Raw genomic sequence first — 15923 nt, 5'->3', positions numbered from 1 at the left:
GACCTCGCTCCTCGGGAAGTCGAGGTCCGGGGCGCCCGCGCCGCCATCCGCGCCGCCGTTACGGACGATTCGGATAGAGGCCGTTGGCGACGATGCACACCGTTTGCCCGATCGCCGGGGACTGGGTGGAGACCATCTGTGTCGCAGCGGCTCCGGCAGGAGCGATCGTCACCGTACCGCCGGTGATGCCGGTGTTCGGAACGGTGATTGTGCCGCTGGCCGTGCCCACCACTTTCGCGCCGGTGCCCGGCCCGGCCGTGTTGTAGGGTCCCGTCAGGATAATGCCGGCGCCGCCGTCATCGATGGCGGTAGCGCCGAGATAGACGGTGCCCGATGTCGGGGCCGACACCGGGGTGCCGCCGCTGGTGACGGGAAGGCTCACGGCGCCGTTGAACGGTACGGTGGTGCTTCCACCCGACCCGCCGCCGGTGCCGGTGAAGGTGGCCGTGTGGGTGTGCGGCTGCAGCGGGACCTGCGCCGCCGACAGCAAAAGCCCCTGCTGGCCGACCTTGGCGCCGATTGCGATGTTCGCCAGGCCGGGGCCGGTACCGGTGCCGATGGCGGCACGGCCGCGCAGGTCGGGAATCCCGAAGACATTCGCGTTGTCGCCGCCGTAGCGGAAGCCGACCAACGCGAACAGTGCCTGGTACTCTCGGATCGGCAGAGTCCGACCATCGGCCAGGATATAGTTTCGGGGGCACCAGTCGAACGCGAATGTGCAGATCGTACCGATATAAGCCTCGTCATTGCAGGCTGAAGCCGGCGTGCTGAAAAGAGCCACGCTTCCCGCAATTGCAAGACTGATCGGGAGCAGAGTCTTTTTCATGATAAGTCCTTTTTGCTTGGATTGCCTTGGACGATATTTCTATTTCTCGCGCGAATATGTGCTGGTCCTTCCGCGCTCATATTTCCGTATATCCGGTAAAAACACCTATGCAAGCTCCGCCGTTGCCGCCGGATGGAAACGGGCCGTATCGTCATACGGCATCGAGAAACGTCCCCTGGCTGCCGACGCCGTCACGGACGACTCGGATAGAGGCCGAGGGTGGCGATGCACACCGTCTGCCCGATCGCCGGGGACTGGGTGGAAACCTTCTGTGTTGCACCGGCGGAGGCCGGAGCGACCGCCACCGTACCGCCGGTGATGCCGGTGTTCGGAACTGTGACTGTGCCGCTGGCTGTGCCCGCCACTTTCGCGCCGGTGCCCGGTCCGACCGTGTTGTAGGGTCCCGTCAGGATAATGCCGGCGCCACCGTCATCGATGGCGGTATCGCCGAGATAGACGATGCCCGATGTCGGGGCCGACACCGGGGTGCCGCCGTTGGTGACGGGAACGCTCACGGTGCCGGTGAACGGTACGGTGGTGCTTCCACCCGACCCGCCGCCGGTGCCGGTGAAGGTGGCCGTGTGGGTGTGCGGATGCAGCGGGACCTGTGCCGCCGACAGCAAAAGCTCCTGCTGGCCGACCTTGGCGCCGATTGCGATGTTCGCCAGGCCGGGGCCGGTACCGGTGCCGATGGCGGCACGGCCGCGCAGGTCGGGAATACCGAAGAGATCGTTGTTGTTGCCGCCGTAGCGGTAGCCGATCAACGCGAACAGTGCCTGGTTCTCCCGGACGGTCAGGGTCCGGCCATCGGCCACGACATAGCCTTGGGGGCACCAATCGAACGCGTATGTGCAGATCGTACCGATATAGGGTTCAACATTGCAGGCTGAAGCAGGCGTGCTGAAAAGAGCCACGCTGCCCGCAACTGCAAAACAGGCCGGGAGCAGAGTCTTTCTCATGATCAGTCCTTTGTGTTTGGATTGCTTTGGGCGATATTTATATTTCTGAAGCGAATATCGGCTGCTTCTTTTTCGCCCATATTTCCGCACATTCAGCGAAAACATTCAAATGGAATTTTTACAAAGATCCTCCCGCACTGCGCATCGTGTTGACGAAATCATCATGAGATTGCGCTTGCCATGGGAAACGGCATCAACCGGCCTGCCTGCAGGCAAGGCATCACATCCCACTTGGTCGGAACTGCGTGATCGACGCCGTGGGGTGTGGGGAAACCGAGATGAATCTACAGCTTTAGATTTGTCTTGCATGCGCAGCCGAGCGCCGCACCGATACGGCGTTCGGGCTGGAACCAATCTGATCGCGCAGATGGGCAGCGGCTGGAGTCTCGGACGTTCGCCATGAAAGGCAAGAAACTCCAGCCCTTTGTCCTGTGATGCGAATCACGCTTCGAATCGATGCCGACGTGGTGCGATCCGCTCTAGTCGTTCAGAAACGGGTTGTACAGCCGCTCCTGGCCGAAGCTGGACATCGGGCCATGGCCCGGGATGAAGGCGAAATCGTCGCCGTAGGGCAGCAGCTTGCCGTGGATCGAGGCGATCAGGTCGCCGTGGTTGCCCTTGGGGAAGTCGCTGCGGCCGACCGAGCCCTGGAACAGCACGTCGCCGACGATGGCGAGCTTGGACGGGCGATGGACGAACACCACATGGCCGGGGGTGTGGCCGGGGCAGTGGCGGACCTCCAGCGTCTGGTTGCCGACGGTCACCGTGTCGCCCTCCTCCAGCCAGCGGTCCGGCGTGAAGGAGCGGACGGGGGGAAAGCCGAACATCTGGCTCTGCATCGGCATGCCGTCGATCCAGAACTGGTCCTCGCGCTGCGGCCCCTCGATCGGCAGCGACAGCTTGTCGGCAAGGTCGGCAACGGCGCCGGCATGATCGATGTGGCCATGGGTGACCAGGATCTTCTCCAGGGTAACGCCCTTGGCCTTCGCGGTGGCAAGGATGCGGTCGAGATCGCCGCCGGGATCGATGGCGGCGCCCTTCATCGTCTCGGGGCACCAGAGCACCGTGCAGTTCTGCTGGAACGGGGTGACCGGAACGATGGCGTACTGCATGTCCTGTCCTTCGAGGCTGCTTGCGGAGTGGCCGTGCCGCACGGATTGGCGGCGCGACCTTAACGCGCCGGGGGCGGCGGCCGCAAATCCTTCGCGCAAACCCTTCTCTTCGGCGGTCGAATCTGGCTACTGTCCGCAGATCGCAACACGGTGCCGGTCCATTCGGTGGAATACCGGAGCGGTACGAAATGTTAACCATCAAGCTTTAGATCGAAGCGGTCGGCCCGACCGCCGCCGCAAAGGAACGGATTCCGCCGGAATGCTCTCGCAGAAAGCCAAATACGCGTTGCGTGCCCTGATCATGCTGGCGGAGAAGGACACTGGCGATCTGATCCTGATCGCCGACATCGCGGAACGCGAGAACATCCCGCGCAAGTTCCTGGAAGCGATTCTGGTCGAACTGCGCAAGGAAGGCCTGTTGTTCGCCAAGCGGGGCAAGAGCGGCGGCTACCGGCTGGCCCGCCCGGCCACGGAGATCTCCTTCGGCGAGGTGATCCGTCTGATCGACGGCCATCTGGCGCCGATCCCCTGCGCCAGCAAGGCGTCCTTCAGGCCCTGCGAAGACTGCATAGACACCGAGACCTGCTCGGTCCGCTGGCTGATGGTGCAGGTCCGCGACGCCACCGCCAATGTGCTGGACAACCGCACCCTGGCCGACGCCCTGCGCCATCGCCAGTCCACCGGCACCATCGCGGCGAATTTCGACATCTGACAGCCCCGGACGGTACCCCCGCCTCGAATCGGGTTTGAGGCGGCGGCCGGCCGACCATATGCTTGCCGGAACTCAAGGCGCCGACATCGGCCGTCGATGCCGGGCGCAGGGCTTCGGGAGGATTCGGAATGTCTGCAGACAAGGTTGCCGTCATCACCGCCGGCGGCAGCGGCATGGGTGCCGCCTCGGCGCGGCGGCTGGCGGCCGACGGGTTCAAGGTCGCGATCCTGTCCTCGTCGGGCAAGGGCGAGGCATTGGCCGGGGAACTGGGTGGCTTTGGCATGACCGGGTCCAACCAGTCCAACGAGGATCTGAAGCGCCTGGTCGACGGCACCATGGAGCGCTGGGGCCGCATCGACGTGCTGGTCAACAGCGCCGGCCACGGCCCCCGCGCGCCGCTGCTGGAGATCACCGACGAGGACTGGCACCGCGGGATCGAGGTCTATTTCCTCAACGTGGTGCGGGCGGTGCGGCTGGTGGCGCCGGTCATGGTGGCGCAGAAGGCCGGCTCGATCGTCAACATCTCCACCGCCTGGGCCTTCGAGCCGAGCGCCATGTTCCCGACCTCCGCCGTCGCCCGTGCCGGGCTGGCCGCCTACACCAAGATCTTCGCCGACCAGTATGCCGGGCAGAATGTGCGGATGAACAACGTCCTGCCGGGCTGGATCGACAGCCTGCCGGCGACCGAGGAGCGCCGCCAGGGCGTGCCGATGCAGCGCTACGGCAGCAGCGAGGAGATCGCCGCCACAGTCGCCTTCCTGGCCTCGCCGGGGGCGGGCTACATCACCGGACAGAACATCCGGGTCGATGGCGGGCTGACCCGCGCGGTCTGACCGCATGACGAGCCTGCGCAAAAGAGAAGGGCCGGCAATGCGCCGGCCCTTCACTGTCTCGACGATCCTGCCGCCGGGTCAGTCGGCGAACGGGTCCGTCATCAGGATGGTGTCGTCGCGTTCCGGGCTGGTCGACAGCAGGGCGACCGGGGCCTGGATCAGCTCCTCGATGTGACGGACATACTTGACCGCCTGGGCCGGCAGCTCCGCCCAGGAGCGGGCGCCGCGGGTGGTGTCCTTCCAGCCCTCGAAGGTTTCGTAGATCGGCTCGACGCGGGCCTGGGCGCCGGCGTTGGACGGGTAATAGTCCAGCTCCTGGCCGTCCAGCCGGTAGCCGACGCAGACCTTGATCTCGTCGAAGCCGTCCAGCACGTCCAGCTTGGTCAGGGCGATGCCGTCGATGCCGCCGGTCTTGATCGCCTGGCGGACCATGACGGCGTCGAACCAGCCGCAGCGGCGCTTGCGCCCGGTCACCACGCCGAACTCCTTGCCCTTCTGGCCGATCAGCTCGCCGATCTCGTCAGTCAGCTCGGTCGGGAAGGGGCCCGAGCCGACGCGGGTGGTGTAGGCCTTGCAGATGCCCAGCACATAGCCGACGGCGCGCGGACCCATGCCGCTGCCGGCAGCCGCGTTGCCCGCCACCGTGTTGGAGGAGGTGACGTAGGGGTAGGTGCCGTGGTCGATGTCCAGCATCGTGCCCTGGGCACCCTCGAACAGGATGCGCTTGCCGGCGCGGCGCAGTTCGTCCAGCTGCTTCCAGACGACGGCGGCATAGGGCAGCACCTGCGGCGCGATCTCGCGCAGGGGATCCAGGATGTCGGCCGGGGTCATCTCCGGCGCGCCCAGCGCGCGGAACAGCGCGTTGTGGTGGGCCAGCAGGGCGTCGACCTTCTCGACCAGCACGGCCTCGTCGGTCAGGTCGCACAGGCGGATGGCGCGGCGCGCCACCTTGTCCTCATAGGCCGGGCCGATGCCGCGGCCGGTGGTGCCGATCTTGCCGGCGCCCTTGGCCTCTTCCCGCGCCTTGTCCAGCGCGCTGTGGACCGGCAGGATCAGCGGCACGTTCTCGGCGACGATCAGGTTCTCCGGCGTGACGGAGACGCCCTTGTCCTTGATCGCGTTGACTTCGCGGATGAAGGCCCAGGGGTCGAAGACGACGCCGTTGCCGATGACCGACAGCTTGTTCTGACGCACCACGCCGGACGGCAGCAGGCTCAGCTTGTATTCGACGCCGTTGATCACCAGCGTGTGGCCGGCGTTGTGACCGCCCTGGAAGCGCACCACCACATCGGCCCGGCTGGACAGCCAGTCGACGATCTTGCCCTTGCCCTCGTCGCCCCACTGGGCGCCGACCACCGCAACGTTGGCCATCTCTCGTCTCCGCAAAACTGCAAAAAGGAACCGCTCGACCGCCCGATCCACCGCACGGCACCATCCGTGCGGCGTGGGGAGCCGATCACCCGCTCTCCGGGTTTACCCGACCGTCCGGACGTCCCCGTCCGCCAGCCAATGGCCGCAATGGAGCCGTCCGGCTTCCGCGGCCGCATCGGCCACCGGGGCCAGCCCGGCCACCGTCACCCAACCCTCGGCCCGCAGTTTGCGTGCCGATTCCCAACTCGTGCCATGCGGCACATAAACGCGCCCCGGAGCCTTGGCTGCCGGGACCGCGCGCAGAAGCGTGTCCATGTAGAGGGTGAAGCCGGTCGCCGGCTCGCCCCGGCCGTCGCCTTTGCCGTCCCCTCTGGCCTCTCCCTGCGCCCCGGCGCGATAGCGCCCGCCCTGGCCCAGTTCCCCCGCCGCGCGGGAGAACAGGGTGAAGCTGAGGCCGGTCTGATATTCGAAGCCGCGATGTTCCACCAGATCGACGGTGACCGTCAGGCCGGGCATCGCCGCGCGCAGCAGCGCCAGCGTCTCGGTCAGCCGGCGGCGGTCCTTCTCGGCCCCCTCCGGCAGCGGCAGGGCGGCCAGCGCCTGCATGGCGCGGTCGGCCGGGCCGGACGCGGTCATCAGCGATTCCAGCAGGGCCGCCGCCGGTCCGCCGACCGCCGCCACCGCGGCGGCGTCCTTGCGGTCGAGCGCCGCGCGCAGCTGCCGGATCTCCTCCTCGCCCAGGCCGAGCCCGGCGCAGATGCGCGACACCATGGTCGGCACGCAGAGATCGACCGACAGGTGCGGCACGCCGATGGCCGTCAATGCCTGGACGGCCAGCAGCACCACCTCGGCGTCGGCCTCCGCCTCCAGCGCGCCGATCAGCTCGACGCCGACCTGGGTGAACTGGCGTTCCGGGCGCAGCTGCGACCCCTTCACCCGCAGCACCTGCCCGGCGTAGCACAGGCGCAGCGGCCGGGCCTCGTTCTTCAGGCGGGTGGTGGCGATGCGCGCAATCTGCGGGGTGATGTCGGCGCGCACCGCCATCATGCGCTGCGAATGCGGGTCCATCAGCCGGAAGGTCTGCTTGGACATCGCGGCGCCGGGGCCGGACAGCAGGTTCTCCTCGAACTCCACCAGCGGCGGGTCGACGCGGCGATAGCCCTGCGCGGCGAATTCCGCCAGCAGGCGTTCGACGGCCGCCGCCTCGTGCGCCGCTTCGGACGGCAACACGTCGTGCAGTCCGGCGGGAAGCAGGGCGGAACTCAATGCGTCGGCGGGCATGACCAGCGTCGTCTCGTTTCAGGCAGAGGTTTCAGGCAGCGGCAGGGGTACCGCGGCGAATGTCGGACACACGGGGCGGGCTAATACCCGACCCCCGCTCCGCATGCAAACGGAAAAGCCCCGCAAGCAACCGGCATCTCCCCTGCGCGGCCGGTGCGGGCCGGCAGAACCGGTTCCGGCGGAGCCCGCCGGCCGCTTCGCGGCAAGACGATTGTCGTCGCGCACAATCGAAGATACGGCAGCGCAAGCTGGACGGTTCCGGGGACAAGAATTCGATTGAATTCGTCGCAAAGATGTTCGAATCCTGGATTGCTGGCACTCGGAATGGGGAGGGTGCGGCGGATGGCTCTGCCCGGCAACAGCTACGAAGTCCAGGTCTATCAGGAGGACCATTGGGTTCTGGACCGCTGCTTCGCGAGCGAGGCGGAGGCGCGGGGCCATGGCTCCCGCATCCTGTCCGGCGGCCGGGTCGAGGGGATCCGGATTCTGCGCGACTGGGCCCGCCCGGACGGCCGCCATGTCGAGACGGAACTGCACCAGGAGTTCCGCAGCCAGTCCGGCGCCATCCTGATCGCTCCGATCGACGAGCCGCCACCGCTCTGCCACGACGCCGAGGGGGTCTTCGCGGTCGAGGGGCGGATGGTCATCAACCGGCTGCTGCGCAACTATGTCGACCGCGCGGTGGTGACGCCGACCGAGCTCCTGCACAGCTATCCCGACCTGAAGCGCCTGCAGGACAAGGACAACCTGTTCGTATCGGCCGTCGGCCGGGTGGCAGCGCTGCAGGCGGAACGGGCGAAGATCGACGGCCGGTCACGGCGCGACGAGCTGTACGGCATCCTGAACGGCGTCATCGAGCGGGCACGGGCGGCTGCGGCGCGCAAGGATCTGCCGGTGCTGGGGGCGGCCGGCTTCGCCCATGCCTTCGACACGCTGAGCGCGCGCGAGGCGCCGGAGGATCGCACCTTCCTCGGCCGCGTCCTGCTGGCGCGCGATCTGGTGCAGATGCGCAACTGGCTGGCCAAGCTGGATTTCCTCGCCGAACTGGTCCGGCAGGATGGCGGGTTGCCGGCGCTGCCGCTGGCGCTGGTCGACGGCGTGGTCGCCGACGTGCTGGGCGCCCCGTCCGTGGCGCAGGAACTGCTGGGGCCGCAGGGCAGCATGGCCGGGGCGCTGTGCAGCCTGATCGACCTGTCGCGCGGCCGGCTGGACGTCACCCGCCGGGCGGAGGACGACCGCGCCGTCCAGATGAACGAGCTGCTGGCCTTCCACGATTTGCCCGAAACCCGCCATGTCGTGCTGGACCTCGTGCGGCGGCAGCTGAAGGGCACGCAGCCGCTTTACCGTCACGACCCGGCGCGCGAGCGTGAGGCCTTCGCCGAGGTGCTGGCCCGTTCCCTGGCGCCGGCGGGGCCGGTCGGCGGCGGGGCGATGGCGGAGGCGCTGGTGCTGCGTTACCTCCGCTTCCTGGAGGCGGGCGGGGCGTCCGGCCGGCGGCGGGCGATGGAGGAGGTGGTGGGGCTGATCCCCGATGCCGCCGACGGCGTGCGCTTCCTGCTGGCGCTGGCGCAGTCGGAACTGGGGCGGTCGCAGGCCGAGGACGTGAGCAGGCTGCTGGACCGCGCCACCGGCGACCCGCAGGGCTTCGGGCGCTTCGTGGCGCGTGGCGGCCCGATCAAGGACAATCTGGAACGGCTGACCATGCTCTATCAGCAGGTGGTCGATTCGGGCGTACCGGAGCCGCTGAAGGGCAGGCTGGCCGACAACATCGACACGCTGCTGGTCACCTACATCCATGAAAGCCATGTGGTGGAGCGGCTGGACAACCCGGCGGATCCGCTGCGGCAGCGCGCCAACCGCCTGATGCGGCTCTGCGCCCCCGGCACGCTGCGCAGCCGCAAGGCGCTGGCGGTCGTGCGCCAGCGCGTCGTCTCCCACCTGCGCCAGCCGCAGTTCGAGGAGCGGTATGTTGCCGATCTCAGCGAACCGGCCTTGCGGCAGAGCGCGCTGCGGGAGTTCCACCGCCTGCTCGGGCAGGCTGGGCTGGTGTGAGGCCGCGTGGCAGCCTTATGCCTCTCCCTCAGCGGGGTGCGTGCGTCTCCGCCCCGTCACCCTGCATCGGCCGGCCCCTCGTCGTCGTCGGGCATGCCCGGCGGTTTGGTGGCCAATGGGCCGATCGCCGGCGGTACGGCATCCGTCCGGCCCGGCGTCACCACCGCGAAGCTGGTTCCGTCATTCTTCGGACGCAGCACGGTCAGCGGCGAGCCGACCACCAGGAAATGGATGATCTCGGCGATGTTGGTGGCGTGGTCGCCGATGCGTTCCAGGTTCTTCGCCATGAACAGCAGATGGGTGCAGGGCGTGATGTTGCGCGGGTCCTCCATCATGTAGGTCAGGACTTCGCGGAACAGGCTGGTGTAGAGGTCGTCCAGTTCCTCGTCGCGTTCCCAGGCGGCGATGGCCTTGTCGACGTCGCGCTCGATATAGGCGTCGAGCACTTCCTTCATGATGGCCTCGACCAGCCGCCCCATGCGCGGGATGCCGGCGGCCGGGCGCACAGCCGGCACCTGGGCCAGCGCCAGCGACCGCTTGGCGATGTTGGCGGCATAGTCGCCGATGCGTTCCAGGTCGGCGGAGACCTTCAGCGCCGACACGATCTCGCGCAGGTCCTGGGCCATCGGCTGGCGCAGGGCGAGCAGCCGCACCGCCTCCGCGTCGATGTCCCGCTCATAGGCGTCCAGCCGCGCGTCCGCCTGCATCACCTGCGAGGCCAGCCCGACGTCGCGGCGCGACACCGCCTTCACCGCGGCCTCGACCTGAGCCTCGGCGACGCCGCCCATCTGGGTGACGAGGTTCGAGAGGCGCTGCAGTTCCTGCGCGAATGAGCGGACGATGTGTTCGGTGGCCATGATCGGTCGTGACGCCCCAGTGATGCCCGTCCCAACCGCCGCAACCGGAACGGTCGCCACGCGCGGGACGCGTACATTAGCCTGTGGTCATGACGGCGGCATGGCGGGTTTGTTGCGGTTTTCTGACAATCCCCCTCCCCGTTACTGCCGATGGGAGGATCGGCGGACGCATTGGATTTGAAGTAACCCGGTAACTTCGCTAAAGGGAACACAGCCGTAATGTTACCGTCCGCATGGGGGACTCCCCATCGCACTGACCGGGAGGCCGATTCCATGACCATCGCGTTCCAGACGCCCGCCCGCGTGTTCGCTGCCGGCGCCTTGCTGTTGCTCGCCGCCTCGCCCGCCGCGCTCGCCGCCGATCCGGCACCCGCCGCCCCCGCTCCCACCGCTCTGGTCGAGGATGTGTCCGACGGCGTCGACGGCGTGCAGCCGATGGATTATCTGGCGGCCGGCCGCAGCGTGGCGCTGAAGGCGGGCCAGACGCTGACCCTGAGCTATCTCGAATCCTGCGTGAACGAGACGATCACCGGTGGCTCCGTCACGGTCGGCGCCCGCGAGTCGGCGGTGGACGGCGGCCAGGTCCAGCGTCATACGCTGCCCTGCGACGGCGGCAAGCTGCTGCTGGCCTCCAACGAGACCGGCAAGGCGGGGGTGACCGTCTTCCGCAGCGCGCCCATCGCCCTGCCGGGCATGAAGGCGCCGCTGCCCAAGCCCGACCTGACCCTGTTCAAGACCCAGCCGGTGCTGATCCTGTCGGCCCCCGGCCCGGTCACCATCGACCGCCTGGACGTGCAGGGCATCGCGCTGACCACGGTCAACGTCCCCGGCACCACGCTGGACACCGCGAAGAAGGACGGGGCGGGGCTTGAGCCCGGCGGTCTCTACAAGGTTTCCGCCGGACAGAAATCCTTCATCGTCAAGATCGACGACAAGGCGGCCGGCGGCGGCGGACCGGCGCTCGGCCGGCTGATCCGTTTCTGACGGCCTGGGATGGCGATGCAACGATTGAGGGTGCGACGATGAAGCTGCCGCGGCGTCTCCGGCTTGTCCTGCTCAGTGCGGTGGCGCCGGTCGTCGCCGCATCGCTGGCGCTGGCGGTGTCGCCGTCGCTCCAGGGGCCGTCGATCGACAGCCTCTACTGGCTGCGCGAGCTGCTGCACGGTCCCCGCCCGGCGCCCGATCCGTCGCCGGTGGTGGTGGTCGGCATCGACGAGGAGACTTATCGTCGCCCGCCCTTCGCCGGCACGCCGCAGGCGCTGTGGGGGCCGCGGCTCGGCACCGTGCTGGGGGCGATGCTCGATGGCGGAGCGGCCGCCATCGGCCTCGATCTCGTCCACCCGACCTCGGTCGAGACGCTGATCCCCGGCTTCGAACGCGACTATCTGCTGACGCTCCGCCGCGGCGGCAGGGAGGGCCGTCTGGTGCTGGCAAAAGTGCAGCATCAGAGCGCTCCGCTGATGCCCTTCCGCGGCTACATGATCGCCGCCGGGGCGGCCAACGTCCGTTCGGTCAATCTGGTGGAGGATCCCGACGGCGTGCTGCGCCGTGTGCCGGTGACGCTGACGGTGGCCGGTTCCAACACTGGCGGGCCCGGCACCGCTGGGCAGGCCGGCCAGCCGAGGCAGGAACCCGGCATGGCGGTCGAGGTCGCCTCCCGAGCGTTGAAGGCACCGCTGGAGCGGTTGCCGGACGGCGGCGCCGCGCTGGCCGGCTACCGTCTGCCGGGCGGGGAGGGCGACCGGCTGCTGGTCAACCATGCGACTTCCGCCGGTGCCATCCCGACCTATTCGCTGGCCGACCTGTTCGCCTGCGCCGAGGCCGGCAAGTCCGACTATTTCGCCAGCCATTTCAAGGGCAAGGCGGTGATGGTCGGTACCGTGCTGGATGTGGAGGACCGCAAGCTCTCCTCCAACCGCTGGGTGACCAAGCCGGAAGGGGTGAACCTGCCCGACCGCTGCGCCCTGCCGGTGATGAGCGACCTGTATGTCGCCGGCCGCACCCGCGACAGCATCCCCGGTGTCTACATCCACGCCGCCGCGATCTCCAACCTGATCAACCGAGACGCCCTGGCGGAGATGGGAGGCACGGCCGCCGCGGCGTTGGTCCTGCTGCTGGCCGGGCTGGCCGCCGTGGTCACCCTGGCGACCCGCCCGCCGGTGGCCGCCGCCGGGTTGCTGCTGCTGCTGGCGTGCTGGAGCGGCGTTGCGGTCGAGCTGTTCCAGGCCGGGCTGGTGCTGCCCTATCTGCAGGCGGCGTCGGCCGCGCTGCTGGTCTTTCCGCTGGCGCTCGGCTTCCGCTTCGCCGTGCTCGACCGCGACCAGCGGCGCATCCGCAGCGCCTTCAAGCTCTATCTGCCCGGCTCGCTGATCGACGACATGATCGCATCCGGCCAGTCGCCCAGCCTGGGCGGGGAGGAGCGCGACCTTTCTATCCTGTTCTGCGACATCGCCGGCTTCACCAAGATGTCGGAGGGGATGGAGCCGGAAGCGCTGGTCCTGGTGCTGAACCGCTATTTCACGGTGATGACCGACATCATCGAGGCGCATGGCGGCTTCGTCGACAAATATATCGGCGACGCGGTGCTGGCGGTGTTCGGCGCTCCCTATGCCATCGACAACCATGCCCGTGCCGCGGTCGCCGCGGCGCTGGCGATGCGGCAGGCGATGGCGGACGACCCGACCCTGCTGGCGACGGCGAGCGGCCGCGGCTCCAACCGCATCGGCATCGCCACCGGGCCGGCGCTGATCGGCAACATCGGTTCGCCCCGCCGCTTCAACTACACGGTGATGGGCGACACCGTGAATCTCGCCTCCCGCCTGGAGGGCGCCAACAAATACTACAGCACCGCGCTGATGGTCAGCGGCGAGACGATGCTGCACCATGGCGACCCGGAGGCGTTCCGCGCGCTCGACACCGTGCAGGTGGTCGGCCGCAGCGAGCCGGTCGCGGTGTTCGAACCCTTGTCCGACGCCCGCCGATCCGATCCGGAAGACCATGCCCAGCGCGTTGCCTATGCCGCCGCACTCGACCATTGGCGTGCCGGCCGTTTCGACCGGGCGGCGGCCGGTTTCCGTTCGCTGGTCGCGGTCGACAGCGCGGCGCTGGCGATGCTGCACAAGGCGGAAAGGCGTGTGGGCAGTGCACCCGAACCGGATTGGGCGGGCGTCACCGCCCTCACCGACAAATAGATAGCTGTCCGAGGATCGTCGTCTCCGCCATGCATCGTCCCGTCCCGCGCCTTGCCATCCTGCATCCCGGCTGCCTGTCCGCCCTGCTTCTGTTGGGCATCGCCGCTCCGCTGCCGGTCCTGGCCCAGGCGGTGCCGCCGCCCCTGCCGCCCTCCCTCGATCCCAACCGGTTGGAACAGCGCTTCGAGCGGCCCGCCGTGCCGCAGTCGGTGCCGGAGATCGAGATGCCGGAGCCGGAAAGGGCGCCGCCGCCGCAGGATGCCGAGCGCATCACCCTGACGCTGACCGAGCTCCGGATCGAGGGCAACAGCGTCTATGACGGTGCCAGCCTCGCGGCCCTGTGGCGGGACAGGCTGGGCAAGCCGGTGACGCTGGCCGATCTCTATGCCATCCGCGACGCCATCACCGCGCGCTACCGCAACGACGGCTATGTGCTGTCCCAGGCGATCGTCCCGGCCCAGCGCATCCGGGACGGCGTCGTCCGGCTGCAGGTGGTGGAGGGCTATGTCAGCGAGGTCGTCATCCAGGGCGGGGCGATGGACCGGCTGGGCCTGCTGCGGCGGATGGGCGAGAAGATCAAGGCCTCCCGCCCGCTCCGCATGGCGGAGATGGAGCGCTATGTCCTGCTGGCCGACGATCTGCCCGGCGTGGCGGTGAAGACGGTGCTGGAGGCCTCGCCGGACACGCCCGGCGCCTCGCGCCTGACGCTGACGCTGGAACGCACGCCGTTCGACGGCTACCTGACGCTCGACAACCGCGGTACCCGCTCGGTCGGGCCGATGCAGCTGACCGGCGTCGCCAGTATAGAGGACCAGCTCGGCCTGTTCGAGCGCACGACGGCGCAGGGCATCGTCACCCCGCAGATCCGCGAGCTGCGCTTCTTCGACCTGGGCCAGCTGGTGCCGGTGGATGCGGAGGGGACGGCGGTGGAGTATGGCGTCCGCCGCTCCTGGTCGCAGCCCGGCGACAGCGTCCGGCCGCTGGAGCTGGACAGCCTGACGACATCCGCGCGCGTCGCGGTTTCGCACCCCTTCATCCGCAGCCGGACGCAGAGCCTGAGGGGCGGGGCCGGCTTCACCGTCCGCGACAGCCGGACCGACGCGTTGGGCGACACGCTGTCGCAGGACCGCCTGCGCATCCTCTCCGTCAACCTCTCCTACGATTTCGCCGATGGCTGGGGAGGGACGAACCTGCTGACCGCGGAACTGTCCAAGGGGCTGGACATCCTGAACGCGACGCGGTCCGGCAGCGCCGCGCTGTCCCGCAGCGGAGGGCGCAGCGACTTCCGCAAGCTCGCCCTGTCGGCCCAGCACAACCAGCCGCTAGACGATTCGACGATCCTGGTCCTGTCGGGCGAGGCGCAGTACAGTCCCGATCAATTGTTGTCGTCGGAGGAATACGGCCTGGGCGGAAAGCAGTATGGCCGGGCCTTCGATTCTTCGGAAATCACCGGCGACAGCGGCTTTGCCGGCCGGGCGGAGCTGCAATATGTGCTGCCGGTCCAGGACGATGGGCTGGATTACGCCATTGCTTACGGCTTCGGCGATTATGGCGCGGTGTACAATTACGAGAGCGGCACGCGCCATGGCCGCCGCTCGCTCGCGTCAACCGGCCTGGGTCTGCGGGTCGGCCTGTTCCGGCGCATCGATGCCGGGGTGGAGGTCGCCCGCCCCTTCATCACCACGCCCTTCAGCACGCAGGACCGCGAGCCGCGCGTGTTCTTTACACTGTCGACGCGGTTCTGACGCGGCGGGTATGCCGCCGCCGGGCCGCTGTAGCCGGGCCGCCGTCGCTGGGGGGAACGCCGCGCGGATGGCCGGCCGGCCATTCGCGCGGCGGCACCCTTCAGATCAACTCGACCCGCTGGGCAACCGGCGCATCCTCCGACCCGACGGCCAGGTAACGGACGTCCTCGCCATCGGCGACGATGTCCAGGCCCGACTGGCGCAGGGTCGCCCGGTCGAAATAGACGGTCGCCCCCTCTTCCCAGGGCTCGATCAGGCCGGACTGGCTGTCGAGATTGTACCAGCGCACCGTACCGTAGGCCATGGTGGCCGGGCCGGCCGGCTCGGCGCTGCGCTCACGCCGTTCACGCGGCGGCTTGGGAGCGCGAACCATGGCCTCGCCGCCATCCTCGCCTTGGAAAGCGGGCTGGACGGCCGATGCGGTGGGGCGGGGGGGACGCTGGTTGCGGGCACGCGGAGCGGGCGGGGTTTCCGGCGGCGTGGCGGAGTGAATGGCGACGACCTGGGGCCCCTTGGCGCCCTGGGCGAGGTCGCAGACGACCGTCGTGCCCTCGACCGGGTTGGGCAGGGAGGCGGCGGCCAGGACCGAAGCGTGCAAGAAGGCCTCTCCCGAACCATCGGCGAGGCGGACGAACCCAAAACCCTTTTCCGGCTTGAACCATTTTACCGTCGCGGTGACGTTGGTCGCGGTGACGTTCTTCAACTCTTCGCTCAAGACAGGTCCCTTTCACGTCCTGTAGGCCGGGGATGGCGGCTCCTACGCTGTACTGGGCGTGGCACCGCTGTGTGACCATGAAAAGACCCCGGCGGTCCCAAGCTTATCATAAAATCCCGGAAAATGACCAGAGTGGTAATGGGGGGCGAAGCAGGAGGGACATGCTCGGCCGATACGCAGCCGGATCTTCGTACGCATTGCGCGGATTTCCTGCGCAGGCATGGGCTGAGAAGCACTGGTTGACTTTGAAATCGAACCGAAACAGAAAT

13 protein-coding genes are annotated in these 15923 nt (G+C 68.4%); 6 read left to right on the top strand and 7 right to left on the bottom strand.

Going from position 1 to position 15923, the window contains the following annotated elements:
• Positions 1-58: 58 nt before the first annotated feature.
• From ABMY26_RS04470 to ABMY26_RS04460, 3 genes are all read right to left on the bottom strand, one after another.
• A complete protein-coding gene (locus ABMY26_RS04470) occupies positions 59-826 on the bottom strand; it encodes a phage tail protein (RefSeq protein ID WP_372394289.1) in 768 nt (255 codons plus the stop codon).
• A gap of 191 nt (positions 827-1017) precedes the next feature.
• Positions 1018-1785 (bottom strand): phage tail protein, encoded by a 768-nt coding sequence (locus ABMY26_RS04465; protein ID WP_372394288.1) that lies wholly within the window; start codon positions 1783-1785, stop codon positions 1018-1020.
• Positions 1786-2264: 479 nt separating this feature from the next.
• On the bottom strand, positions 2265-2897 hold the full coding sequence (locus ABMY26_RS04460) for an MBL fold metallo-hydrolase (protein WP_372394287.1): 633 nt from the start codon (positions 2895-2897) through the stop codon (positions 2265-2267).
• Positions 2898-3156: 259 nt separating this feature from the next.
• Between ABMY26_RS04460 and ABMY26_RS04455 the strand changes: the two genes are divergently transcribed.
• Together ABMY26_RS04455 and ABMY26_RS04450 are read left to right on the top strand one after the other, a co-directional pair.
• Complete coding sequence (locus ABMY26_RS04455; protein WP_372394286.1) at positions 3157-3609, top strand: Rrf2 family transcriptional regulator; 453 nt, start codon at positions 3157-3159, stop codon at positions 3607-3609.
• A 128-nt stretch (positions 3610-3737) separates the two neighbouring features.
• On the top strand, positions 3738-4442 hold the full coding sequence (locus tag ABMY26_RS04450) for an SDR family oxidoreductase (RefSeq protein WP_372394285.1): 705 nt from the start codon (positions 3738-3740) through the stop codon (positions 4440-4442).
• Positions 4443-4520: 78 nt separating this feature from the next.
• Here the strand turns inward: ABMY26_RS04450 and ABMY26_RS04445 are convergent, their stop codons facing one another.
• Positions 4521-5813 (bottom strand): adenylosuccinate synthase, encoded by a 1293-nt coding sequence (locus ABMY26_RS04445; protein WP_045583233.1) that lies wholly within the window; start codon positions 5811-5813, stop codon positions 4521-4523.
• A gap of 102 nt (positions 5814-5915) precedes the next feature.
• On the bottom strand, positions 5916-7094 hold the full coding sequence (locus tag ABMY26_RS04440) for an ATP phosphoribosyltransferase regulatory subunit (protein ID WP_372394284.1): 1179 nt from the start codon (positions 7092-7094) through the stop codon (positions 5916-5918).
• Positions 7095-7436: 342 nt separating this feature from the next.
• Here ABMY26_RS04440 and ABMY26_RS04435 point away from each other — a divergent pair, with 342 nt between their 5' ends.
• A complete protein-coding gene (locus ABMY26_RS04435) occupies positions 7437-9146 on the top strand; it encodes a hypothetical protein (protein ID WP_372394283.1) in 1710 nt (569 codons plus the stop codon).
• Positions 9147-9202: 56 nt separating this feature from the next.
• Here the strand turns inward: ABMY26_RS04435 and phoU are convergent, their stop codons facing one another.
• A complete protein-coding gene (gene phoU, locus ABMY26_RS04430) occupies positions 9203-10003 on the bottom strand; it encodes a phosphate signaling complex protein PhoU (protein WP_372394282.1) in 801 nt (266 codons plus the stop codon).
• A gap of 273 nt (positions 10004-10276) precedes the next feature.
• Here phoU and ABMY26_RS04425 point away from each other — a divergent pair, with 273 nt between their 5' ends.
• From ABMY26_RS04425 to ABMY26_RS04415, 3 genes are read left to right on the top strand one after another with little or no spacing between them, the layout of a single operon-like run.
• Complete coding sequence (locus ABMY26_RS04425; protein WP_372394281.1) at positions 10277-10987, top strand: hypothetical protein; 711 nt, start codon at positions 10277-10279, stop codon at positions 10985-10987.
• A 38-nt stretch (positions 10988-11025) separates the two neighbouring features.
• Positions 11026-13194 (top strand): CHASE2 domain-containing protein, encoded by a 2169-nt coding sequence (locus ABMY26_RS04420; protein WP_372394280.1) that lies wholly within the window; start codon positions 11026-11028, stop codon positions 13192-13194.
• 29 nt (positions 13195-13223) lie between these two features.
• Positions 13224-14939, top strand: a complete 1716-nt coding sequence (locus ABMY26_RS04415) for a ShlB/FhaC/HecB family hemolysin secretion/activation protein (protein WP_372394279.1) — start codon at positions 13224-13226, stop codon at positions 14937-14939.
• Between the two features lie 100 nt (positions 14940-15039).
• On the opposite strand, the gene ABMY26_RS04410 is transcribed toward ABMY26_RS04415, so the two are convergent.
• On the bottom strand, positions 15040-15654 hold the full coding sequence (locus ABMY26_RS04410; RefSeq protein ID WP_372394278.1) for a cold-shock protein: 615 nt from the start codon (positions 15652-15654) through the stop codon (positions 15040-15042).
• Positions 15655-15923: the final 269 nt, after the last annotated feature.

This window comes from Azospirillum sp. HJ39 (genome assembly GCF_041507355.1).
GTDB lineage: Bacteria > Pseudomonadota > Alphaproteobacteria > Azospirillales > Azospirillaceae > Azospirillum > Azospirillum thiophilum.
The sequence above is the reverse complement of the archived record's forward strand: the minus strand, read 5'-3'. Positions and strand labels throughout refer to the sequence as shown.

Excerpts from the sequence above, each read along its gene's own strand:
- ABMY26_RS04470 (WP_372394289.1), bottom strand. The coding sequence starts at position 826 with ATGAAAAAGACTCTGCTCCCGATCAGTCTTGCAATTGCGGGAAGCGTG.
- ABMY26_RS04420 (WP_372394280.1), top strand. The coding sequence starts at position 11,026 with ATGAAGCTGCCGCGGCGTCTCCGGCTTGTCCTGCTCAGTGCGGTGGCG.
- ABMY26_RS04450 (WP_372394285.1), top strand. The coding sequence starts at position 3,738 with ATGTCTGCAGACAAGGTTGCCGTCATCACCGCCGGCGGCAGCGGCATG.
- ABMY26_RS04440 (WP_372394284.1), bottom strand. The coding sequence starts at position 7,094 with ATGCCCGCCGACGCATTGAGTTCCGCCCTGCTTCCCGCCGGACTGCAC.
- ABMY26_RS04415 (WP_372394279.1), top strand. The coding sequence starts at position 13,224 with ATGCATCGTCCCGTCCCGCGCCTTGCCATCCTGCATCCCGGCTGCCTG.
- ABMY26_RS04455 (WP_372394286.1), top strand. The coding sequence starts at position 3,157 with ATGCTCTCGCAGAAAGCCAAATACGCGTTGCGTGCCCTGATCATGCTG.
- ABMY26_RS04435 (WP_372394283.1), top strand. The coding sequence starts at position 7,437 with ATGGCTCTGCCCGGCAACAGCTACGAAGTCCAGGTCTATCAGGAGGAC.
- ABMY26_RS04425 (WP_372394281.1), top strand. The coding sequence starts at position 10,277 with ATGACCATCGCGTTCCAGACGCCCGCCCGCGTGTTCGCTGCCGGCGCC.
- ABMY26_RS04465 (WP_372394288.1), bottom strand. The coding sequence starts at position 1,785 with ATGAGAAAGACTCTGCTCCCGGCCTGTTTTGCAGTTGCGGGCAGCGTG.
- ABMY26_RS04445 (WP_045583233.1), bottom strand. The coding sequence starts at position 5,813 with ATGGCCAACGTTGCGGTGGTCGGCGCCCAGTGGGGCGACGAGGGCAAG.
- ABMY26_RS04460 (WP_372394287.1), bottom strand. The coding sequence starts at position 2,897 with ATGCAGTACGCCATCGTTCCGGTCACCCCGTTCCAGCAGAACTGCACG.
- phoU (WP_372394282.1), bottom strand. The coding sequence starts at position 10,003 with ATGGCCACCGAACACATCGTCCGCTCATTCGCGCAGGAACTGCAGCGC.